Here is a 22,947-nt window from a genome sequence, read left to right on the forward strand (position 1 = left end):
GATTCGGGGGCAGGGCAGGGGAGTCAACATTCGGCGAGAAAATTTTCTCGCGGGAAAAGCGTTCGGCGGAGGCGCCATGCGCGCCCCCGCCGGTCCGCTCAGCCCGGCTTGTAGGCCGCCTTCGCTTCGGGCATCAGCTTCTGCAGCGCGGCGATGCGGTCCGCCGTGCCGGGGTGGGTGGACATGAAGGTCGGCTGCTCGCTCCCGGCCTGCTTCATGTTCTGCCACAGCTCGATGGCCGCCTGCGGGTCGTAGCCGGCGCGGGCCATCATCAGCAGCCCGGCGCGGTCCGCCGCAAGCTCCTGGTTTCGGGAATAGGGCAGCAGCAGGCCGTACTGCGCGCCGGTGCCCAGCGCCGCGGCGATCATCTCGCTGCCGCCGACACCGCTCGCCCCGGCCACGGCGCCCAGAATGCTCGTGCCGGCGTCGGTGGCCATCTGGGTGCTCACCCGCTCGGCGGCGTGGCCTTCCAGATTGTGGGCGATCTCGTGGCCGATGACCGCGGCAAGCTGCGCGTCGGTCTTGGCGTACTTGAAGAGGCCTTCATAGACGCCGATCTTCTGGCCGGGCAGGGCGAAGGCGTTGGCCTCCTGGCCCTGGAACACGCGCACCTCCCAACCCGCGGGGTCGAGCGAGGCGGCGCGCAGCAGGCGGGCCGAGATCTGCTCGGCGCGGCGCTGGTAGCTGGCGTTGGCGGTGGCCGGGGTCGATTGGATCAGGCGTTGCCAGTCCTGCTGGCCGAGTTCGACGAGTTGCTCCTGCGAGACGAGGTTCAGCCCGAGCCCCGTCGAGTTTCCGGCGCATCCGGCCAGCGCCAGGGACCCGGCCAGCGCCGCGGCAAGGCACAGGGGTCGGACGGTCATGGTCGGCATTGGTGTTCCTCCGTTGTGGTTCTGTCCGCCGCATCCTATCCGATGGCGGATGGGCTGTGCCGGGGCAATTCGGTGGCCGTGTCGTGAGAGCCGCAACGTTTCACGGGGCGGGATGTTGCCTCCGATCACCGCAGATGCGGAACGGGCGATGCGGAACGAACCGGGAGAACAGCATGCCGATCAAAGCCTTCGTGCTCAACTGCACCCTGAAGCCGTCGGGGAAGCCCTCCTCGACCGACGCGATGATCGGCTTGCTCCAGAAGGACCTCGCCGCCCACGGGGTCGAGGTGGCCGCGCCGGTCCGCGTCGCCGACCATGACGTGAAGCCCGGCGTGACCTCGGATGAAGGGCCGGGCGATGCCTGGCCGGAGTTGCGCCGCCGCGTGCTGGAGGCCGACATCCTCGTCCTCGGCACGCCGATCTGGATGGGCCAGCCGTCCAGCGTGTGCAAGCGGGTGCTGGAACGCATGGACGCTTTCCTGGGTGAGACGGACGACCAGGGCCGCATGGTGTCCTACGGCAAGGTCGCGCTGGTCGCCGTCGTCGGCAACGAGGATGGCGCCCACCATGTCTCGGCGGAGCTGTTCCAGGCGCTGAACGACGTGGGCTTCACGCTCGCCGCCAACGCCGTCTGCTACTGGGTGGGGGAGGCGATGCAGAAGACGGATTTCCAGGATCTGGACACGGTGCCGGACAAGGTGGCCTCCACCTCCGCCATGGCCGCGCGCAACGCCGCCCACCTCGCGCGCTTTCTGAAGGAGAAGCAATATCCCGGCGAATGACGGGAGCGCATGATGGGCCGGGTGATTAGACGTCTAATAGCGTCGCATCGCCCTTGGCCCTCCCGGCCGTGCCATTCTGTGGATATCCACGCAAGAGCCTTCTCAACCGCCCGCGCGATTCCATGTATAGTCGGCGGTGCGATGACATCGCTGCGGGTGGATGGTGGCAGGAGGAACGGGTGACGACGCTCAAGGAATTCGAAGAAGCCTTGAAGACGGCGGGCAACACGGAGGCCCTGGAGATCCTGGGCAAGCTGCGGGAGCGTGACAAGGCCCAGCGGTCGATCCGCCCGGCGCGGCGCGTCGTCGGCAAGAAGATGACGCCCGAACTCGCCGCGCAGATCCTGGAGCTTCACCGCACCACCGACATGACGCAGCAGGAGATCGCCTTCCAGCTCGGCGTCAACCAGGGCCGCGTGAACGAGGTCATCAAGCGCGGCAAGTGGCTGAACGACGACCCCAACGCGCCGGAGGCCGTCGCCCGCGACAAGGCCAAGGCCCGCGCCAAGGACGGGGTGGGCATCGACCCGCGCCCGACCCGCCCGAAGAAGAAGAAGAAGGCGGCTGAGCCCGCCGCCGAGCCGGCTGTCGAGCCGGTTCAGGAGATTGTCGCCGAACCGGCCGTCGAGCCGGTCCAGGAGGTCGTGGCGGAGGATGCGCCGCCCGTGGCGGCTCCGGCCGCGAAAGAACCCGCGCCCGAACCGGCTCCTCTGGAGCGGGTGGAAATGGCATTGAACCCGGACGCACAGGATACTGTGGCCCCGGATCAATCGGCCCAGGACGACAAGCCGGCTCCGGAGAAGGCGCCCAAGGAGAAGAAGAAAAAGCGGAAGGCCGAGCCGCCGGCGCAGCTTCTCTTCGACGGCCTGTAACGCGCCGATCAGCCGCGGCGGGGCTGCCACCAGCGGGCCAGGAAGCCCAGCCCGGCGAAGCGCACGACATGATGCGTGCCGACGAAGGCGGTGTCGAGGCCGAGCACGAAGGCCACGATGGTCATCGCCTCGACCCCGCCCGGCGCGTAGGCGAGCCAGAGCTGGCCGAAGGGAAGCCCGAGCAACCACGCCCCCGCCCAGGCGAAGGCCGAGGACAGGACGAGCGCCAGCGCCACGCTTTCCAGCGACGGACGCAGCGCCGCCCGCAGGGACGCCAGCGTGACCCCGGCGAAGCGCGACCCGATCAGCGCCCCCGTCACCACGAAGCCCGCGTTCAGCAGCCAGTTCGGCAAGCGGTGGTCCACGAGGCCGCTGCCGTGCAGCACAGCGCTTCCCAGCATGGCGCCGAGCAGCACGCCGCCGGGCACGCGCAGCTTTTGGAACAGCAGCCCCGCCAGGGCGCTGGCCCCGACCAGAAGAGCCAGCTCGGGCAGGGCGTCCGCCGCGTCGGACAGGGCAGGGCGGGGCGGCAGGCCGGGCGTGGACGACACCAGATCCAACAGCCAGGGCATGGCGGCGACCAGGACGAACAACCGCAGGCTCTGCGCCAGCGCGACCCGCGGCAGGTCGGCCCGGCTCTCCGCCGCCAGCACCAGAACGGCGCCCAGCGCGCCGGGAACCGCGGCGTAGCGCGCGGTCGCCGGGTCCCAGCGGTGCACCCGCTCCAGCCACGCCGAGCAGGCGTACAGGCAGGCCATCACCGATCCGGCGAGCAGCGCCATGCTGAGCGGCCAGGAGGCCATCTGGTGCAGCGTGTCCGGTGTGACCCCGGCGCCCATGGAGATGCCCAGCAGCACGAAGGCGGCGGTGCCGAGAGGGGAGGGCAGGCGCAGCGTCAACCCGCCGAGCGCCCCGCCGGCCACCGCGGTCATCGCCCCCATCAGCCACGCCGCGGGCAGCCCCGCCAGAGCGAACAGCCCGCCACCCAGGGCGGCCAGAAGGAGGGTCAGGGCGGTGGAGGCGAGTCGCTTCATCATCCGTCGGGTCCGGCTTCGGCAAGGGCCGTGCACTGTGCGTGTCACCCGCAATCGTGCGCAACCGGTATGGGCGGTAACCTGACAAGCGTGTGCGGCATAGGCCGGCGATTGTCCGGACCGTCGGCCTGCTGCATTGTCGGAACAACCGGCCGCAGCGGCGGCCCAGACGAAGGGGAGGGGGCCATGCCCACGATAGCCAGGGGACGGACGCCATGAGGTTCGCCGCCAACCTGTCCATGATGTTCACCGAACGGCCTTTTCTGGAGCGGTTCGGCGCGGCGGCGGCAGCCGGCTTCGACGCGGTGGAGTTCCTGTTCCCCTACGACGTTCCGGCGGAGCGGATCAAGGCGGCGCTGGACGGTCATGGCCTGACCCAGGCGCTGTTCAACCTGCCCCCCGGCGACTGGGCGGCGGGGGAGCGCGGCATCGCCAGCCTGCCGGGCCGCGAAGCGGAGTTCCGCGAGGGCGTGGCGACGGCCATCGCCTACGCCAAGGCGCTGGGCAACCGGCTGCTGCACTGCATGGCCGGCATCCCGCCGCAGGGGCTGGATCGGGAGGAGGCGCTGGCAATCTACACCGGCAATCTGCGCCACGCCGCGGCGGCCTGCGCGGAGGCCGGGTTGACGCTGCTGGTGGAGCCGATCAACAACCGCGACATGCCCGGCTATCTGATGAACGGCACCGCGCTGGCCCGCCGGGTGATCGGGGAGGTCGGGGCTCCGAACCTGAAGCTCCAGCTCGATCTCTACCATTGCCAGATCAGCGAGGGCGACCTCGCCACCCGCATCCGGGACAACGCCGACCTCACCGCCCATGTGCAGATCGCCGGCGTTCCCGACCGTCAGGAGCCCGACCGCGGCGAGGTCCACTATCCCTATCTGTTCGAGGTTCTGGTGGCGACCGGCTACCGCGGCTTCATCGGCTGCGAGTACCGGCCCCGCGCCCGGACGGAGGACGGGCTGGGCTGGTTCCGCACCGCAAGCAAGCAGGCTGCGCGCTGACCATGGAGCTGCTCGCCCCCCTGTCCAGCATCGCCGCCGTCGTCGTGCCGGTGTTCCTGATCGCCGCCCTGGGCTTCGGCTGGAGCCGCGCCAAACTGCCTTACGACAGCGCCTTCATCACCACCTTCGCAATCAACGTCTCCACCCCCTGCTTGGTCTTCTCCTCGCTGGCCCGCCTGACGCTGGGCGGGGACGACCTGCTGACCATGGCGGCGGCCTCGGTCGGCAGCATGGCGCTGGCCGGGCTGATGGCGACGCCGATCCTGCTGGCCAGCCGCTTGCCGCTGCGCGTCTATCTGCCGGCGCTCAGCTTCCCCAACGGCGGCAACATGGGCATTCCCGTCTGCCTGTTCGCCTTCGGGGAAACCGGGATGGGGCTGGCGGTGCTGTTCTTCGCGACGCTGGCCGTCCTCCAGTTCACCATCGGCCCGGCCCTGGCGGCGGGGCGCACGGACGCCAAGCAGGTGCTGCGCACCCCGGTGATCTACGCGGTGGCGCTGGCCGTTCTGGTCCTGATGACCGGCTTCCAGCCGCCGCAATGGGTGACCAACACCACGACGCTGCTCGGCAACTGCGCGGTGCCGCTGATGCTGTTCTCGCTGGGGGTGGCTCTGGCGGGCCTGCGGATGCAGGGGATGCTGCGGTCGCTGGCCATGTCGGCGCTGCGCCTGCTGCTCGGCTTCGCCGCCGGTCTGGCGGTGGTGGAGGTGCTGGGCCTGGAGGGCACGATGCGCGGCGTCGTGCTGCTGGAGAGCACCATGCCGGTGGCGGTGTTCAACTATCTCTGGGCGCTGCGCTACAACAACGCGCCGCAGGAGGTCGCCGGGATGGTGCTGGGGTCCACGGCGCTGTCGTTCCTGACTCTGCCGCTTCTGCTGGCGGCGGTGATGTGAAGAGGGGAGGGGGATGCGTTTGCCCCCACCCCGGCCCTCCCCCGCTTCGCAGGGGAGGGAGAAACAGTCCCCTCCCCTGCGAAGCGGGGGAGGGTTAGAGTGGGGGCAAAACTTCGCAACGCCTGAACTGGCCTCACGCCGTCGCGGCGTCCGAATGGGTCGCCGCGCGCACCCGGCGGTGGAAGGACGGCGGCACGACGCAGGTTCCGAAGAACATCAGGTAGTGCCGCATCTTCGGGTCGCCCGCCCGCGTCGCCTCGGCCAGCAGGCGGCGGACGGCGTTCCAGTCGCCCTCGCGGCGGGCCATGCCGACGACCTTGGTCATCAGGAAGGCGGCGTAGGCGTTGCCGGTCATCAGCGGGCGATGGGTCCGCGCCCACTCGAACGCCTGCCGCCAGTCGTCCACCGAGTGCAGCGAGGCGCGGCCCTCGTCGATCTCCACGAAGCACAGCGGCTCGTCCACGAAGACCAGCTCCGCGCCCGGCTGGTCGAGCGCGCGGAACAGCCAGCCCCAATCCTCGAAATGCCGGTAGTCCGGCATCGGCACGGCGAGCGCCAGCGAGCGCGGCACCATGATGGTCGGGGTGGCGAGATAGCCGGGGCGGGACAGCGGGCTGCGGCGGTCGATCAGGTAGTCGCTGATCGGCTCGCCCGGCTCCGGCCGGCGCTGCGGCCAGACGTAACGGCGTTCGCCGATGCTGACGCTGGTGCTGCAGGACACCACCGGCAGCTTGGCGCCCGACGCCTTGGCGGCGGCGAGCTGCCGTTCCAGCTTCTCCGGCGCCCAGGAATCGTCGTCGTCCAGGAAGGCGATCCATTCGCCCAGCGCCGCCTGCACCCCGGCGTTGCGCGCGCCCGCGGGGCCGAGCGACGCCGGGTTCTGCACGATGCGCAGGCGGCGGTCCTCCACCGCCTCCAGTGCTGCGACGGTGGCGGGGTCCGGCCCGTCGACGACGACGACGATCTCCAGATCCTGAATCGTCTGGGCGCGCACGCTCTCCACGGCGTTCAGCACCAGATGCGGGCGGTTGCGCGTCGGAATGACCGCGCTGACGGTGACGGGCGGGGCTTCCGCCGCCCTGCCTTCCGCCGCACCGCCCTTCATCTCCCCGCCTTTCGCCTCAAGGCCCTTCATCGCTTGTACTCCAGATATTGGAAGCCCATCAGGCCGTAGAGATAGCCGCTGCCCACGCAGATCTTCTGGAGACGGCGGATCGGCCAGCTGGTGTCGAAGGCCATCGCCATCGGCACCAGCGGCAGGGCGGCGAGGTTCAGCGCGATGTGCGCGAGGCCCAGCGTGGAGCGCTTGACGAGCGTGCGGCGCTGGCCGTTCAGCTTGGCCTCGGTCAGCGACACGCAGGTGCCCAGGCGGAAGGCGCGGCGCAGGATCCAGCGGGCGGTCATGCGGCTGGCCGGCACATGCTCCTCGATGGTCGCCTCGTCGCACCAGACGATGCGGTGGCCCTGGCGGCGGATCTGCTCGAAGAACAGCACGTCGCTGCCGCCGGACAGGCTCAGCTCCGGATCGAAGCGCACGCCGCCCTTCAGGATGGAGCGGCGGAACAGCACGTTGCCGGTGGCGCAATAGGCCGGCTCACTGCCCGTGGGCATGCGCTGCAGGTCGTGGAAGCGGCCCTTGGTCAGCCAATCGGGCGGGCGCTTCTCGTAGATCGGCAGGACCGGCCCGGCGACCACGGCGGCCCCGGTGCGCTCCATGGCCGTCACCAGCCAATCGAGCCAGCCGGGGCTCGCCACCTCGTCGTCGTCGATGAAGGCGATCAGGTCGGCGTCCGTGGTCTCGTCCAGGCAGCGGTTGCGGGCGGCTGGAATGCCCGGCACCGGTTCCGCCGCGTAGCGGATGGGGAAACGCCAGTCCTGTGCCATCTCCCGGCACAGGGGTTCGGCCGAGCGCGCCGGGTCGTTGTCCACCACCAGCACCTCGACGTCCAGCGGGGCGTCGGGGTTGAAGGTCAGCCCCTCCAGCGACAGCAGCGTGCGGTGAAGATCCTTCGGCCTGCGGTAGGTGCACACGCAAACCACCAGCTTTTTCGACATGGTGCCTGTTCCTTCCTCACGCCTGTTCATGGTGTTCATGCCGGGGATCGGGTGCGTTTCAGCCGGGCCAGCCCGATCCGCACCTGACCCATCAGGTTGGCGGGGTTGAGCACGGCCAGGGCCAGCAGATAGAGGCTGCCCGCCGGGGCGAGCTGGACGAGCAGCAGGTCGCTTTCCATCGCCGCGATCTCCAGCCCGGCGGCGAAGAGCAGGGCGGCGGTGGTCACCTTCAGAAGATCCTTCACCGGCACCGCCAGGACGCCGGCGCGCGGCATCAGGATGGCCGCGGCCACCACCCAGCCGAGCTGGGCCGCCAGCGAGCCGTAGGCCGCCCCGATCACGCCGAAACGCGGGATCAGGAACAGGTTGGCGCCGATGTTCAGCACCGCCGTCAGCATGGTCAGCTTCAGGATGTAGCCGGTCTTCTTGGTCAGGTGCAGCGACAGGTCGAAGTGGTAGATGCGCAGGATGCTGATGAAGACCGACAGGGCGACGATCGGCATGATCGCGGCACCGGTCTCGCGGTACGCCTCGCCGAGCAGCAGCCCGACGATGCCCTGGGCGGAGATGACCTCCATCAGCACCAGGGGCAGGCAGACCAGCAGCAGGATCGTCAGGTTCTGCGCCATGATCGGGCGCGCGGCGCGCGGGCCGGCGCTGTCATAGGCGCGCGACGCCATCGGCAGCGTGACCAGCGACGCCGCCGACGCCACCAGCATGATCGGCTGCTTGGCGAGGTCGAAGGCCATGGCGTAGGCGCCGGCCGCGGCCTCGCCGATGAACCAGTAGATCAGGAAGCGGTCGGCGAAATCGAGCGCCCAGCCGACCATCAGGCTCAGCATCAGCGGGCCGCCGAAGGTCAGCAGGAGGCCGACGCGCTCCCGCGCCGGCCAGCGCAGCGAGATGCCCTTCAGGTCGGAGCGCAGCCAGATCGCGGTGACCAGCAGGAAGCCGATGCTGGTGCCGAGCAGCAGCCCCTCCTCCTTCCAGCCGATCAGCACGAAGGCGGAGCCGAGCGCCAGCCCGAACAGCGCCTTGGCGAAGGACTTCGCCGCGAAGACGGAGCCCTTCAGCCGCGCCCGCGACATCTGGATCGACAGGTCGAACCAGGAGATCAGGATGGCGATGACCGGCAGATACAGCACATAGTCGATGCCGTTCATGCCGGGGTAGAAGGCCACCACCGTCCCCAGGATGGCGAGCACCCCGCAGGCCACCACCAGGAAGGCGGTGACCACGGTGGAGAGCCAGGCGTCCCGCTCCGCCGCGTCGCCGCCGCACTTGCGCAGGACGAACAGGCCCATCCAGGAGAAGCCGCAGGCGTTGATCGCCGCCGCCGCCGCCATCACCAGGGCGTAGTGGCCGTAGGCCTCCGGCGTGACGATGCGCGAGAAGACCGCGACCGCCGCGAAGCCCAGGATGCCGACGGCGATCCGGGTCGCGAAGAAGGCGAAGCCGCTCGACATCATGGCCGGGACTCCGCCACCGGGATGCCGTTCTGCAGCTTGGGCCGCCGTCCCGCCGCCGGACGCGGGGTCAGGGCGTGGGCGTGGACCGTCTTGGCCAGCCGCGTCTGGAAGGCGGTGAAGAGGAACCACAGCAGGCCGTTCTGGATCAGCAGGCTGCTTTCCGCGACGTTGCCCAGCAGGAGCATCATGGCGAAGACGATGTGCCAGCGCGCCGCCCCGCTGCGGTCGACCGGGACGATCCGGGCGATCCGCGACAGGTAGATCACATAGGCCACCAGGAAGAGGCCGAGGCCGAGCAGGCCGACGTCCAGCGTCGTCTGGATGAAGCCGTTGTGGGCGTGGATGTCGAAGCGCCCCGAGGTGCGCCAGAACAGCGCGCCCGGCGCGTCCAGCCCCGACCAGAAGGCGCTGAAGCCATAGCCCAGCACCGGCTGCTGCTCGATCATCCGGAAGGCGAAGTCCCAGATCAGCGTGCGCCCGGTCAGCGTGATGTCGCGGCCGAGCAGCGCGACGATGCTTTCCAGGTTCAGCAGCGCGAAGATGGCGGCCAGCATGATGACCATGGTGCCGCCGTACAGTTCCAGCGCCAGCGACCCGGCGTCCTGCCGGTGGGTGACCAGCATCACCAGGGTCATGCCGGCCATGGCGACGATCAGCGCCGTGGCGGAGCCGGACATGGCGAGACAGCCGGCCATGATGGCGAAGGTGCCCAGCCGCCAGACCAGCGCCATGGTATCGGTCACCGGGCGGGAGCGCAGGACGAACAGCCCGGCGGTCAGGCCGAAGGCCATGGCGTCGCCCAGACCGTTCTTGTGGGAGAAGACGCCGCGCCACTGCGATCCCTGCTCCGCCGGCATCAGGCCGTAGCTCGGCAGGCCGACCGCGAGCAGCGCGCTCAGCACCGCCAGCACGAAGACCGCGCGGTGGATCAGCCGGGCCAGCGCGACCTCGCCGTAGGACAGGCCGACATAGAGGCCGAAGATCGTCGTGCCGACCAGGGCCACGCTGCGGCGGATGGTCAGCGACGGGTCATGCGACCATTGGCTGGACGCGATGGCCAGCACCACCATGAGCGCCATGGGAATGCTGAGATAGCGGAAGGCCCGAACGCCGTGGAGCATGACGATCCGCAGCAGGGCCGTGGCGTAGAGGCCGGCGAAGATGAGCTGCTTGATGGTGTCGCCGGAGGACTCCGGCGCGCCGCCCGCGCGCAGGATGAAGCGCTGCGAGGGCGCGGACATCATCACCGACAGCAGCGCGTCCCACAGCAGGATCAGGCCGATCGCGCACACCACCTGATCGAACAGGCTGGGCGTGAGATCGGCCGCGCTGCGCAGGAGCGGCGGCGTCCGTGGCCGGGCGGGCGGCGCGTCCGCAGCGGGCGCCGCCGCCAGAGCGGCTCGGTTTCGCGGAAATGGCGTTGCACTCATCCTGTTCCCCCGATGAACCCGCATCCATTTCCCTCTCCCCTCCGGGGAGAGGGTCAGGGTGAGGGGGTTGCGCCGCTGCCGGACTTACCGCCATGCACAACCTCCTCACCGACCCTGCGGGTCACCCTCTCCCCAGAGGGGAGAGGGCTAAGATGACCAAACGCAATCGCGCCGGGCGTTTCCGCCGTCACGTCATGGTCAGCGCGTGTAGTAGCGGCGCGCCTCGTTCATGCCGTAGGCCTCTTCCGACGCGTCGGTGCGGGCCAGCTTCTTCAGGTCCACCCGGCTCAGCACGACGCTGGTCACGTCGCGGCCGAGTTCGGTCAGCCGGTCGATGGCCCGCTGGACGACGGCGCGCGGCGTCTGCTCCCAGCGCACCACGAACAGGCATTCCGTCGCCGACCGGGTCAGCACGCCCGCGTCCGCCACGACCGCCATCGGCGGGGTGTCGAGGATGACGCAGTCGTATTCGAGCGAGGCGAACTTGATGATGCTCGCCAGCTTCTCCGACCCCAGAAGCTCCTGCGGGTGGTCGCAATGCGGGCGGCCGACGACGTAGTGCAGCCCGCTGCGGCCATCCACCTGGACGACGTCCTGCCATTCCGCCTTGCCGACGATCAGGTCGCTCAGGTCGCCCGGGGCGTTGTCCCCCAGCACGGCCCCGATGCGCGGGCAGCGCAGGTCGCATTCCAGAAGCAGGACCCGCCGGCCGGACGCCGCCAGCATGCGCGCCAGGGTCAGGCAGACGGTGGTCTTGCCCTCGCCGGGAACGGCGGAGGTCACCATCACCACGGAGCCGGTGTTCAGGGCGCCGCGGGCGTAGAGCGACACGCCGATGGCGCGCACCGCCTCGCTGTACTCCGACCGCGGACGGTCGAGGACGTAATCCTCCGGCTTGGCGTTCTTGTGATGCGGCAGGGACGGCACCAGCCCGATGGCCGGCACGCCGATCGTCTCCTCCACATGCTGGGTGTTGCGGAAGGTCTTGTTCAGATGGTCGCGCAGGAAGGCCAGGAACATGCCGATCAGCAAGCCCACGGCCAGACCGCCGCCGACGAACAGCTTCTTGCCCGGCGTGGACGGCTCCAGCGGCGGTTCCGCCTTGGACACGACGCGGGCGTCGCGCTGCTGAAGGTCGTCCTGCTCGCGCGTTTCGACGAGACGCTGGAGCAGACCTTCATAGACGCGGCGGTTGGCGTCGGCCTCGCGCTGCAACTGGGCCAGGCGGACGTTGGCGCCCAGCTCGCCCGCGGTCTCGGCGGTCAGCTTCTTCAACGCGGCTTCAAGCTCGCGCTCGCGGGCGCGGGCGATCTCGACCTCGTTGTTGATCACCGCCATGATCTTGGTGGCTTCCTCGCGCATCTTCTGGCGCAGGTTCGTCAACTGGTTGACGTAGGCCTGCACCGCCGGATGCTGGTCGCCGTAGCGGGTGCGGTATTCGGCGAGCCGCCGCGCGATGCCCGACTCCTCCTCGCCCAGCCGCTGGATCAGCGGCGAGCCGAGGATCTCCGCCGCGTTGCCCTGGGTCGGGCTGCGCGCGACGATCCGGGCGTTCTGCGCCCGCGCCTCCGCCCGGCCGCGCTCCGTCTGGGCGACGACCAGGGCGCGGTTCAGCTCGGCCAGCTGCTGCGACAGGAAGGTCTCGCCGCCGGCGCCGCCGAGCACGAGGCCCTGCTGCGCGCGGTAGTCCTGCACCGCCTTGTCCGACACCTCGACCTGGGCGCGCAGCTCGTTGATGCGGTCCTCCAGCCACTTGTTGGCCTGCTGGTTGACCTCCTGCTTGGTCTGGAGCTGGTCGAGCAGATACTCGTCCACGAAGGCGTTGGCGATGCGCGCCGCCTTGTCCGCCTCCTTCGCCTTGAAGGAGACGAGGATGGTGTAGGACTGCGCGTCGCTGGTCGCCGACAGGCCGCGGCGGACGTCGGCGATGACCGCCGCCCGCTCCTTCTCCGGCGTCGTCGGCTCCTTCACGCCGATGCCGGCGGAGTTCAGGTAGCCGGTGATCTGCTGGCGCAGCGGCGACAGGTCGTAGCCGACGGTGTCGTTGATCCCGGCGATGGCCCGGTCGATGGCCGAAGGCCGCTCGATGGCGCCGTTGAACTCCGGGTCATGGACCAGCCCCAGCCGGTCCACCACCTTGGCGGCGGTGGCGGAGGAGGTGATCATGTCGATTTCGGTCCGGATCGCCGCCGCCTCGCGCGGCAGGTTGGAGATCACGGCGTTGATGTCCGTGACCTCCGTCGTGCGCGGGTCGATGATGAGCACGGCCTGGCTGGTGAACCGCGGCTCATAGAGCAGGGCACCGGTGGTGGCCAGCGCGGTGCAGCACAGGACGCTGGCGATGATCGTGCTCCGGCGCCGGCGCAGCACCTGGAGGAGGTCGCGGAGCGCGACCTCCCGGGTGCTGGCTTCGGACCCCAGGGCTCCGTCTACATGAGTGTACGCGGCCATCCCATTCTCCTGAGGATCGGTCGTTTAGGGTCCAGGCCGGCGGTCAGCCCTTCACGATCTTCTCGTCGACGATGCCCGCCTTGCCGAAGGCGTTGCGGGTGTCGACGATCAGCGGCAGCCCGTCCAGGAAGGCCTTCAGATCGAAGGAGTCGTGGTCGGTGCACAGGATCGCGGCGTCGAAGGCACCGTCGCGGATCTCCTCCAGCGCGACCGACGGCGTGCCGGCCATGCGGGCGAGGCGGCGCGTCTCCGGCAGCTCCGGCACGTGCGGGTCGTAGTAGAAGACCTCGCAACCGCGGTCCTGCAGAAGATCGATGATCTTCAGCGCCGGGCTTTCGCGCATGTCCTCGATGTTCTTCTTGTAGGCGACGCCGAGCACGAGGATGCGCGACCCGCGCAGCGCGCGGCCCAGCTTGGAGTCCATGGCCTGGGACAGCCGCTCCACCACGTAATGCGGCATGCGGGTGTTGATCTCGCCGGCCAGCTCGATGAAGCGGGTGGCGACGTCGAACTCGCGGGCCTTCCAGGTCAGGTAGAAGGGGTCGATCGGGATGCAGTGACCGCCCAGGCCGGGGCCGGGGTAGAAGGGCATGTAGCCGAAGGGCTTCGTCTTGGCGCCCTCGATCACTTCCCACACGTCGATGCCCATCGCGTCGTAGACGACCTTCAGCTCGTTGACGAGCGCGATGTTCACGCAGCGGAAGATGTTCTCGGTCAGCTTCACCGCCTCGGCCGCCTCCAGCGACGAGACCGGGATCACGCGCTCCAGCGCGCGGCCGTACATCGAGCAGGCGATGCGCAGCGCGTTGGGGTCCTCGCCGCCGACGATCTTCGGGATGCGGGCGGTGGTGAAGGTCTCGTTGCCGGGGTCCTCGCGCTCAGGCGAGAAGGCCAGCAGGAAGTCCGTGCCGCTGACGAGGCCGGTCTTCTCCAGGATCGGGCGCACCACCTCGCGCGTCGTGCCGGGGTAGGTGGTCGATTCGAGGACGATCAGCTGGCCGGGGCGCAGCACCTGGGCGATCTGCCGGGTGGTGACCTCGATGCAGCTCATGTCCGGTTCGCGGTTGCGCGTCAGCGGCGTCGGCACGCAGATGACGATGGCGTCCATGTCGGCCAGCGACTGGAAGTTCGCCGTGGCCGTGAAACGGCCCTCCTCGATCATCCCGCGGACCTCGTCGGTCGACACGGTGCCGATGTAGGAGGTGCCGCCGTTCAGGCTGGCGACCTTTTCCGGATCGATGTCGAAGCCCGTCACCGAAAAGCCGGCCCGCGCGAACAGCCGCGCCAGAGGCAGGCCGACGTAACCCAGGCCGATGACGCCGACGCTGGCGGTGCCCGCCGCGATCTTCGACTCCAGCGCCGCCAGGGCTTCCGGAATGCCGGACGTGCCGACCGAACCCCCGCTCACCAACAGGTCGGCAAACTCATTGCTCGACATAAGACGTCTCCTTTCCCGACTCTCTCGCTCGTAGAGGTTTCACCGTTTTCCGCGCTGTACTGCAGAGACCAGATTTACCGACACAAAACCGAAGCCAAGGTCCGGTTCTGAAAACGGGCCTTGGCTTTTGCTGTTCATAGGACTGATCGATCGGCGTTTCCTCTCACCGAATACATTAGGCCGCTTTGTCTAAGCACCCAGCAATCGTGATAGAAAAAGGGGAAGCCGTAAACGTCGTAAAAGGCCGAACTACCGTCAGTTGACCGGGTGACCTTTCTTGTGAGACTTTCGGGATGACCATCCCGAAAGGTGCTTTATTAACCCCTTTTGAGTAACCACGGGCAGAATAGACGAAAGGAGCCGGACCGGCGCGTCAGCGGCCGGACGGCTCCTTCGCACCGCGGTCATCCCTGGACGGCGACTCCCTCCGGTTGCAGCCCGGCGGTCTCGGGCAGCGTGTTGTGCATCAGGAAGCTGGCGTCGCCGTCGCCCATGGTCAGCAGCCAGTTGCGCCGGTCGGCGAAGGCGTCCCGGTCGATGCCGGCGTCCGGCCCGGCGTGCGCCATCACCCGCACCGGGAAGCCCACGCGGTCGGGCACCTTCATCATGCCCATGGCGAGGAAGGTCCGCTCCGCCCGCGTGTTCAGCGTCCGGCAGATGAGGGCGGTCGCGCGCTCCGTCGCGGCGATGCGCAGCGTGTGGCTCAGCAGGACCCACAGCCATTTCGGATCGCACAGGTAATCCACGATGGCGAGGCAGGGCTCCTTGCGCCAGGTCTCGCGGCGCAGGACGACGTAGCCCAGCGGCTCGTCCCCGCGCGTCAGGATGAAGCGGCGGTAGGCCGAGGCGCAGGGAATCGCGTCGTAGCGCCAGCGCAGATGCGTCAGGTCGCGCAGCGCGATCAGCGGGTAATGCGGGGAGGCGCGCCGCCAGATGGCGTCGGCCCGCGCGTCGAACCGCCCGATCTCCTCGAACCGCGCCCCGGTCGCCCGGCTCAGCAAATGCCCGCCGATCCGCGCCCCGTGCAAGGCCGGGCCGGCGATCGTCCCGATGGTCCGCATGCGGCCCTTGAGCGAGGACGCCTCCAGGCAGCGCCGCGTGTCCAGCGGGAAGACGTAGGCGGGCAGGGCGCCGATGTCGATCCAGCCCGCCTTGCTGTAGGCCTTGTAGGCGGAATCGGAGATGTGGATGGCCATGGACAGCGGACGGCTGTCGAGCTGGGCCTCCGCCAAGGGCGTGAAGGCGCCGCGCATCCGCCATTCCGGCAGGACCATCAGGCTGTTGGCCCAGGAGGCCGGGATTTCCCGGTCCCGCGCCTTCAGGCGGAAGGGAATCCCGCATTGCTGGCCGACGATCTGCCCCTGCCGCTTGCACACCCAGACCTGCGGCCCGTCCGCGTCCCGGTCGGGCACCTCGTCGAAGAGCCAGCGGTTGTAGGCCTCGTCCACCTGCCAGACCCGTTCCCCGAACATCTTGCGCTGGAAGCCGCGCAGCTCCCCCTTATCGGAAGCGTCGAAACGGAAAACGGTTTTCTTCAGCCGGTCGGTGATCGACTGACCGACGGTGCTGCTGCTGGTGCTCACATGCCCCCCCTTGTTCGAACGCGCCGTCCCTTTGCCCGGCCCGCGGCTCGCCCGCGGACGTCGGGACCGAAGGTCAGCGCACGGATTCCGGCCGCATTCCGGATGCCTCCTGCACGCTCCCTCCTGGCTGTTGGATCGCGGTGGTCCCGGTCCGGGTTTCGGTTTTTGCGTCGTTGCTGACCCGGTTGCCGGTGACGGTTTTGCCGATGCTGTCGGCGATGATGATGGCGGCCCGCTTGCCGTTGCGGTGGAAGAGGTTGTCGCGCAGTTCCAGCGTGATCGAGCCGTTGCCCTTCTGGTGCTGCAGGACGCCGCCGTTGTTGTCGTAGAACTCGTTGTCGTAGACCCGGTAGGTCACGTCGATCCCGCGGTTCTGGCCGAGCGAGATGCCCGCGTCGGCGTTGCGGAAGATGACGTTGCGGTAGATCTCGGTGCTGGACTTGGCCAGGATGCCGGCGCCGCGCGGGTTGTCGTGGATCAGATTGTCGTGGATCCTCAGCGCGCTGCCGGCCTGCCCCTGGTCGTGGTAGAGGCCGTGGGACCGGCCCTCGCCGCCGTTGATGCCGTTGTTGAAGACCCGGTTGTGGGCGATCTCGCCGGTCAGGATGCGCCCGTTCCAGCCGGAATAGACGCCGCCGTCCTTGCGCCATCCGTTGTCGGCGATGGTGTTGCGCGTGATGACCTGGTCGGTGTTGTCCGCCGCGTAATGCACGATCCCGTAGGCGCCGTTGCCGGTGATGGCCGACCCGTCGATCCGCAGCCCGTCGGCGGTGCCGGCAACGACGATTCCGGAGCCGCCGTTGCCCGCGACGGTCACGTTCGTCACCGAGACGTTGCGCGCCCGCGGGCCGAGCAGCAGGCCGGTGTCGGCCGCGCCGGTGATGGTCAGCCCGTCGAAGGCGACGTTCACCTTGCCGTTCAGGCTGACCGCGACGGAGGCGCCCCGCGCGTCGATCACCGGAGCGTCGCCCTTGCCATAGGCGCCGTAGGTGACCGGCCGGTCCGCCGTTCCGGAGGAGGAGGCCAGGAGGCTGCCGCGCCAGCTCTCCCCGCGCTCGAACAGCACGCGGCTTCCCGGCGGGAAGGCCGTGGCGTTCACCTTCTCCAGCGATTTCCACGCCTCCTTCGGGCCGCGGCCCGACCGGCGGTCGTCGCCGTCCGTGGCATCGACGTAGAAGACCGGCGCGTCGTTGGCGCTCCGGCCGGCGTTTTGGTCGGCGTCCCGGCGCCCGCTGACGAGCAGCGACGGCTGGGCGGGACGCTCGATGGCGGGGGGAGGCGGGGGCAGGTGATCCATGGGTCCGGCTCGCGCGGCCTTACAGGGCGACGCGGATCAGCGCGTAGGCCAGGCCCCAGGCCGCCAGCGCGCAGCCGGAGCACAGCAGTGCCCAGCCGACCCGATGGAGATCGAGGATCGGGGGGGCGACGCGGTCCGTCGCCGTCGGGGCGGAGTCCGTCGGAAGGACGTCCGCGACCCCACCCAACAGGTTCGGGCTGGCCGGCGTGGCATGCTCGATCATGGCGATCTCCTCGCTGGGGGCCTGACAAGCGGGGGAACCGGCGACTGAAACCGCAACGTGTCCCTATTGTGGTATTTTGTGTTACGTCGCGGACAAATAAAGGGAAATGAAAAGGGATCACGCTTAAGCGATCACGACGCGATAAGGAGGCATTCCGAAGGGAGGAACAGACTTTCTCTTTGGAATTGCCGCTTCGATTTTATCCGCAATGCATATGACAACGGCAAGAACTCCCTCTCCCCGCGGCGGGAGAGGGAGCGTCTGAGAGACCGGACCGCTTATCCAGCCAGAGCGCGCTTCATGTTGCCGGCACCGCCGCGCAGCAGGCGCTTCACCAGCTGCTGCTTCGCGGGGGCCGGACCGTTCTCGAAGCAGATGCGCTGAATCCGCCGCTGCGGACCGCCCCGGCGCGGCCAGGAGGTGCCGAAGGTGAGGTCGACGCCATCGCCGTACAGCTCCCCGAACAGCGCCTCGGGCAGGCCCTCGTCCGAATAGGGGAAGGCGAAGGACCCGCAGCCGGGGCCGAACAGCTCCCGGATGCCGGCGACGCTGCCGGTCACCTCCTCCTTCCGCTGGTCCGGCGTCAGCAGGCGGTGGTTGGGATGGTCGAAGCCGTGGGCGCCGATCGACACCCCCTCCGTCATCAGGTCGGCGATCTCGTCGCGGGTCAGATAGGGCTTCCGGGTCGCCAGGAAGTCGGCCGTGTCGAACTCCAGGACGGTGGCGACCTCGTCCAGCACGGCGCGCTGATGCCAGCTCACCTTCATGACGGCGGCGGCGGGGTCGGCGGTGGCAGAATTGGCGGCGGCAGAATTGGCGGCGGCAGAATTGGTGGTGGCGCCCGCCCGCGCCAGGGTGGCGGCGCAAACGGCGCGGCGGGGATCGGCCTCCGCCAGCCGGCTCAGCCGCTCCGCCAGAAGGCTCGCCTTGTGGCGGTAGAAAAGCGTCTTGTTGTCGAGGAAGTTCAGGTTCAGGTACAGCGCCGGACGGATGCCCTTGCGGCGCAGGATGGGCATCGCCACCTCCGCCACCTCGCGCATGCCGTCGTCAAAGGTGACCAGCAGCGACGGGCGGCGGATCTCCGGCCCGCCCATCGCCGACCCGGTGACGGTGGGCAGGTCCGTCGGCTCGAAGTGCTTCAGGAGGAAATCAAGGTCCTCCGTGAACTCCTTGGGCGTGCGCGGCCGGTAGATGTGTTTCAGATGATCCGGCACCGTGTCGCAGACGGCGTGGTAGACGACGGCCAGCACCGGGCTGCCGTAGGCGTGATGGCAGGCGGTCCCCAGCGGGTTGCGCAGCGCGTCCATCCACCGAAGCCGCCGGCCCAGCCCGCCACCGGAAATCACGTCGGCAACGCTCATTCATGTCCTCCCGCAGAGGGTCAGAGGGCAGTGGGTCAGAGGGCGTCCGCGCCGTCGGGGGCGAGACGCTTGGGCTGCATCATGGCGGTGTGGATTCGGGCCATGGCCTGCGCCTCGGTCGGCGTGCGGACCAAGCGGTACAGCATCCTCTTCAGGCCCGGCGGCGTCAGCCGGAAGCCGATCTGAAGGGAGGCCGTCGCCAGGAACTCCGAATTGGTCAGGAAGCCCGACCGCCAGCACCAGACCCGGAAGGCCCATTCGTTGACGGCGTAGCGCAACCCGCCGCGGCGGACGCGCTGGGCCATGCTGGTGCGGAAGAGGAGAAGCGCCTCCTGCACCGTCTCCATGCGCGCCCCGGCCTGGAGCAGGCGGACATACAGGTCATAGTCCTCCAGATTCCCGAAGCAGGAGCGGTAGCCGCCGATGGCGGTCAGCGCCCGCCGCCGCACCATCATGGTGGGGTGCGACAGGACGCAGTGCCACTTCATGCCCTGGCTGATCTCCTCATGGGTCGCCGGGCTGCGCTTCACGCAGGTGATGGCGCCGGGGTCCTGTTCGAACTCCGCGTGCCAGGAGAAGGACGCGTCCAGCCCCCCCTGCTCGGCGAAGGCGCGCGCCTGCGTCTCGAAGCGGTGGGGCAGACAGATGTCGTCGCTGTCCATGCGGGCCACCAGATAGCCCGTGCAATATTGCAGCCCATCGTTCAGCGCGCGGGCCAAGCCCCCCTGGTTGCGCCGCCGCACCACCACCAGCGGGCAGGCGCGGGACGCCTGATAGCGGGCGATGACCTTCTCCTGCTCCTCCCCGATCCGTCCATCGACCACCAGCACGCATTCGCGCGGGAGAAGCGTCTGGGTATAGACGCTCTCCAGCGCGGCCTGAAGGTTGTCCGCCTTCTCGCCGGCGTAGGTGGCCATAAGCACGCTGATCGATTGAGTGTCCCGACCGTCCCTCGGTCCGCTCACGTGATTCATACCTGGTCTCCACCCCTCTTGTCGTGGCGACGCGGACGGCGTCCGGCGGTCCGGTCCTCGGGCGTCGCCCGAGTGCCGGACCACGGACACCGCGGCCCAGGGAATGGAGGCGTGTGCGTGCCGCCCACAGCCCCGCTTCCGCGGCACGCGCGCGGAAGCGGTTTCGGCGTTCCTTCCCCGGTGGCCGTCGGTCCGGCGCCTCTGCGGCGTCGGCCGTCCCGTCCTTGTCGTCGTTTTCAGTGCCGTTGTTGCCCTGTCTCGTCCCTTTCCTGGTCGGTTCTGCGGGGGCCTCCCTCCGGTCCGCATCCCGGACTAGGACACCCCTGGCCGTCGTATCGGCCGGTGCCGATGCACGCATAGGCACGGAATAGGTCTGTGGACGCTATCAAAGGGCGGATGGCGGGTAAACCTACATAAAGTGCAAGATAAATATCCCCTTCGCAGCGTCCCAAAGGGAAAGCCGTCTGCCACTTTGGTCGATCTCGGAGAAAGTGGGGGATGCCGCGCGCACTGTGGAGAAATAACGGCTGATCGTCATGAAAAGCCGGCGAACGGCGGTGACGATCGGGCGTCATCACTCCGATGACGCGCAGCCTATTGTGCGACGCACAAGAAATAGAGGCGAAGGCGGTGTCGCCGGCCGGGCTGTGCTTCCGATTATTGCCGTTCCGTGTCGCGAGCGGAAGCCGGAATCGACGTCGGGACGCGCCCCGGACTCGCCCCAGACACGCCAACGCCCGGCCAGAGACTGGCCGGGCGCGGACGTTGCCAAAGGGTATCCCGTCGTCAGACGATCGGGTTGGCCTTGGAGGCCGAGGAGATGGTGTTGTTGGTCACCGTCTGCTTGATGCTGTCGGCGATGTTGATCGCCGCGCGGCCGTTGTTGTTGTAGAAGGTGTTGTCGTACAGGCTCAGCGTGATCGACCCGCTGCCCTTCAGGTGCTCCAGGATACCACCGTTGTTGTTGAAGATCTCGTTGCCGTAGATCTTGTAGGTGACGTTGGTCGCCTGGTTCTGGCCGATGGAGATGCCGACGTTCGAGTTGCCGTAGATCGTGTTGTTGTAGATCTCGGTGCTCGACTTGGCGAGGATGCCGGCGCCGCGCGGATTCGAGTAGATCACGTTGTCGTGGATCTTCAGCGTGCTGTTGGCTTGGCTGTGGTCGTGATACAGCCCGTGCGACCGGCCGTCGCCGCCGCCGCTGCCGTTGTTGAAGATCGTGTTGCCGGCGATCTCACCGCTCAGGATGCGGCCGTTCCAGCCCGAATACACCGCATCGGTCCGCCAGCCGTTGTCGCTGATGATGTTGTTGGTGAAGTACTGGTTGGCGTTGTCGGCGGAATAGTGGACGAGGCCGTAGCCGCCGTTGCCGTCGATCGTGGAATGATCGATGCGCAGGTTGTTGGAGGTGCCGCTGATCACCACGCCCGAACCGCGGTTGTCGATGATCTGCGAATTGGTGACCTTCACATTGTTGGCGCCGCCGTTGAGCAGCAGGCCGGTGTCGTTCGAACCCGTCATCGTCAGGTTGTCGAACGTGATGTTGTCCTTGTTGTTCAGGCTGACGGCGTAGCTGGCGCCGCTCTTGGCCTTGATGATCGGGTCGGCGCCGGTGCCGTAGGCGCCGTAGATGATCGGCTTGTCGGTGGTGCCGGAGGTGGAGACCAGCAGGCTGTCGGTCCAGGTCTCGCCACGCTCGAACAGGACCAGCGAACCGGCGGCGAAGTTGGTGGAGTTCACCTTGGCCAGCGACTTCCAGGCCTGGTTCGGGTTGTTGCCGGAGTTGCTGTCGTTGCCGTGCGTCGCGTCGATGTAGAAGACCTGCGAGGCCGGGGTGGCCGGATAATCCGACGTCCCGCCGCTCGGGTTCGACGGGGCGGGCGGGGCCGTCGGCGTGGTCGGGGTGGTCGGAGTCGTGGGGGTGGTGGGCGTCGTGGTGGAGGAGGGGAAGAAATCCTTCGGAGCGGCGACGACCAGCGTGCCGTTCCACCACATGCCGGACTGGCCCTTCACCACGTCCTTGCCGTCGAGCGCGCCCTTGTCATAGGTGACGGAGGCGTCGGTCGGGTTGACGGCGTTGCCGTTGATGGTGATCTTGTTGACGATCAGGTTGCGGTCCTGGCCGTTCACGAAGCCATCGTTGTCGTACTGGATCTGGACCTTGTGGGCCTGACCGGGGGCGATGTCGGCGGTGAAGCTGTAGTCCTTGGCGGCGGTGCCGGCGGAGCCCTCGCCGATGACCTTGCCGTCCACCATCACCTTGAAGTGCGGGGCGACGCCGCCCGCCACGTTGCCGGCGGCGTTGACGACGATCTTCGTGCCGCCCGTCACCGCTTCGGCGGTCGCGGCGGGGAAATACTCCTTCGGGGCGGCGACGACCAGCGTGCCGTTCCACCACATGCCGGACTGGCCCTTCACCACGTCCTTGCCGTCGAGCGCGCCCTTGTCGTAGGTCACCGACTGATCGGTCGCGTCGAGCGCGTGGCCGTTGATGGTGATCTTGTTGACGATCAGGTTGCGGTCCTGGCCGTTCGCCACGCCGTCGTTGTCGTACTGGATCTGGATCTTGTGGGCCTGATCCGCCGTGACGTTGGCGTTGAAGGTGAAGTCCTTGGCGTCGGTGCCGGCGGAGCCTTCGCCGATGACCTTGCCGTCCACCATCACCTTGAAGTGCGGGGCCACACCGCCCGCCACATGACCGGCGGCGTTGATGACGATCTTCGTGGCGTTGTCGGCGGTCGCGGCGGCATCGGCAAGCGCCAGCGGCTGCGCGGTCTGCAGGGCCTGCGCCTGGAGGAGGGAGGCCGGCGTCGCGAAGGCATCGGCGGTGGACAGGGTGGACTCGCTGATCGTCATGTGCGACGTGTCGGCGCCGAGATCGCCAGCGTAGTTGGTGTGGTCGGTCAGATCCTGGTGGTGAAGGTCGATACCCAGATCGTCCATGGTCTGCACTCTCTTCCTTGTGGGGACGCCACCGCGCAGGTGGCCAGCGGGGGGCCGGCAGGCGGTCGGTGCGACCCCATCCTTTCGGTTAGCGCTTTCGCCTTTTGGCTTACCCCTTAAGACTATCCACTTCGCTGTGGCCTTAAATGGGACGATTTTAGGATAATAAATCTCAAATGCGTGATATCTCGGTCACAGTGAGGCGGATCCGCCCCGGTGGCGCGCTGGCCGGGTGCTGCAACCGGTGGGAAAAACCTCTTCGCCGC

At 68.5% G+C, this 22,947-nt stretch carries 18 protein-coding genes; 4 read left to right on the top strand and 14 right to left on the bottom strand.

Annotation, left to right across the window (positions count from 1 at the left end; translation table 11 throughout):
• Window positions 1–98: 98 nt before the first annotated feature.
• Window positions 99–863 (bottom strand): M48 family metallopeptidase, encoded by a 765-nt coding sequence (locus TSH58p_RS01975; RefSeq protein WP_247895483.1) that lies wholly within the window; start codon window positions 861–863, stop codon window positions 99–101.
• A 182-nt stretch (window positions 864–1,045) separates the two neighbouring features.
• Between TSH58p_RS01975 and TSH58p_RS01980 the strand changes: the two genes are divergently transcribed.
• On the top strand, window positions 1,046–1,654 hold the full coding sequence (locus TSH58p_RS01980) for a flavodoxin family protein (protein ID WP_109068794.1): 609 nt from the start codon (window positions 1,046–1,048) through the stop codon (window positions 1,652–1,654).
• 179 nt (window positions 1,655–1,833) lie between these two features.
• Window positions 1,834–2,526 carry a sigma factor-like helix-turn-helix DNA-binding protein gene (locus TSH58p_RS01985; protein WP_109068793.1) on the top strand — a complete coding sequence of 231 codons (693 nt, stop codon included), beginning with the start codon at window positions 1,834–1,836 and terminating at the stop codon, window positions 2,524–2,526.
• Between the two features lie 8 nt (window positions 2,527–2,534).
• Here TSH58p_RS01985 and TSH58p_RS01990 read toward each other — a convergent pair whose 3' ends face one another.
• The gene (locus TSH58p_RS01990; RefSeq protein ID WP_109068792.1) at window positions 2,535–3,563 is read right to left on the bottom strand and encodes an AbrB family transcriptional regulator; all 1,029 of its coding nucleotides are present in this window, start codon (window positions 3,561–3,563) and stop codon (window positions 2,535–2,537) included.
• 212 nt (window positions 3,564–3,775) lie between these two features.
• Between TSH58p_RS01990 and otnI the strand changes: the two genes are divergently transcribed.
• Window positions 3,776–4,564: a 2-oxo-tetronate isomerase gene (otnI, locus tag TSH58p_RS01995; protein WP_109068791.1), complete on the top strand. Its 789-nt coding sequence runs from the start codon at window positions 3,776–3,778 to the stop codon at window positions 4,562–4,564.
• Window positions 4,565–4,566: 2 nt separating this feature from the next.
• Window positions 4,567–5,457, top strand: a complete 891-nt coding sequence (locus tag TSH58p_RS02000) for an AEC family transporter (protein ID WP_109068790.1) — start codon at window positions 4,567–4,569, stop codon at window positions 5,455–5,457.
• A gap of 133 nt (window positions 5,458–5,590) precedes the next feature.
• On the opposite strand, the gene TSH58p_RS02005 is transcribed toward TSH58p_RS02000, so the two are convergent.
• From TSH58p_RS02005 to TSH58p_RS02060, 12 genes are all read right to left on the bottom strand, one after another.
• Complete coding sequence (locus TSH58p_RS02005) at window positions 5,591–6,592, bottom strand: glycosyltransferase family 2 protein (RefSeq protein WP_109068789.1); 1,002 nt, start codon at window positions 6,590–6,592, stop codon at window positions 5,591–5,593.
• A complete protein-coding gene (locus TSH58p_RS02010) occupies window positions 6,589–7,512 on the bottom strand; it encodes a glycosyltransferase family 2 protein (RefSeq protein WP_109068788.1) in 924 nt (307 codons plus the stop codon). Before TSH58p_RS02010 ends, TSH58p_RS02005 begins: the two co-directional genes overlap by 4 nt.
• Before the next feature lie 35 nt (window positions 7,513–7,547).
• A complete protein-coding gene (locus TSH58p_RS02015) occupies window positions 7,548–8,981 on the bottom strand; it encodes a lipopolysaccharide biosynthesis protein (RefSeq protein ID WP_109068787.1) in 1,434 nt (477 codons plus the stop codon).
• Window positions 8,978–10,411 carry an O-antigen ligase gene (locus TSH58p_RS02020; RefSeq protein WP_109068786.1) on the bottom strand — a complete coding sequence of 478 codons (1,434 nt, stop codon included), beginning with the start codon at window positions 10,409–10,411 and terminating at the stop codon, window positions 8,978–8,980. Before TSH58p_RS02020 ends, TSH58p_RS02015 begins: the two co-directional genes overlap by 4 nt.
• Window positions 10,412–10,609: 198 nt before the next feature.
• Window positions 10,610–12,862, bottom strand: coding sequence for a polysaccharide biosynthesis tyrosine autokinase (locus tag TSH58p_RS02025; RefSeq protein WP_109068785.1), 2,253 nt, complete (start codon window positions 12,860–12,862; stop codon window positions 10,610–10,612).
• Between the two features lie 43 nt (window positions 12,863–12,905).
• On the bottom strand, window positions 12,906–14,300 hold the full coding sequence (locus TSH58p_RS02030) for a nucleotide sugar dehydrogenase (RefSeq protein ID WP_109068784.1): 1,395 nt from the start codon (window positions 14,298–14,300) through the stop codon (window positions 12,906–12,908).
• Between the two features lie 404 nt (window positions 14,301–14,704).
• Window positions 14,705–15,883 (bottom strand): GNAT family N-acetyltransferase, encoded by a 1,179-nt coding sequence (locus tag TSH58p_RS02035; protein WP_109068783.1) that lies wholly within the window; start codon window positions 15,881–15,883, stop codon window positions 14,705–14,707.
• Between the two features lie 73 nt (window positions 15,884–15,956).
• A complete protein-coding gene (locus TSH58p_RS02040) occupies window positions 15,957–17,180 on the bottom strand; it encodes a right-handed parallel beta-helix repeat-containing protein (RefSeq protein ID WP_109068782.1) in 1,224 nt (407 codons plus the stop codon).
• A gap of 19 nt (window positions 17,181–17,199) precedes the next feature.
• Window positions 17,200–17,403: a hypothetical protein gene (locus TSH58p_RS02045; RefSeq protein ID WP_109068781.1), complete on the bottom strand. Its 204-nt coding sequence runs from the start codon at window positions 17,401–17,403 to the stop codon at window positions 17,200–17,202.
• A gap of 278 nt (window positions 17,404–17,681) precedes the next feature.
• Window positions 17,682–18,764: a polysaccharide deacetylase family protein gene (locus tag TSH58p_RS02050; protein ID WP_109068780.1), complete on the bottom strand. Its 1,083-nt coding sequence runs from the start codon at window positions 18,762–18,764 to the stop codon at window positions 17,682–17,684.
• 35 nt (window positions 18,765–18,799) lie between these two features.
• The gene (locus tag TSH58p_RS02055) at window positions 18,800–19,681 is read right to left on the bottom strand and encodes a glycosyltransferase (RefSeq protein WP_109068779.1); all 882 of its coding nucleotides are present in this window, start codon (window positions 19,679–19,681) and stop codon (window positions 18,800–18,802) included.
• An 843-nt stretch (window positions 19,682–20,524) separates the two neighbouring features.
• Window positions 20,525–22,681, bottom strand: coding sequence for a carbohydrate-binding domain-containing protein (locus tag TSH58p_RS02060; protein ID WP_109068778.1), 2,157 nt, complete (start codon window positions 22,679–22,681; stop codon window positions 20,525–20,527).
• Between the last annotated feature and the right edge of the window lie 266 nt (window positions 22,682–22,947).

This window comes from Azospirillum sp. TSH58 (assembly GCF_003119115.1).
Lineage (GTDB): Bacteria > Pseudomonadota > Alphaproteobacteria > Azospirillales > Azospirillaceae > Azospirillum.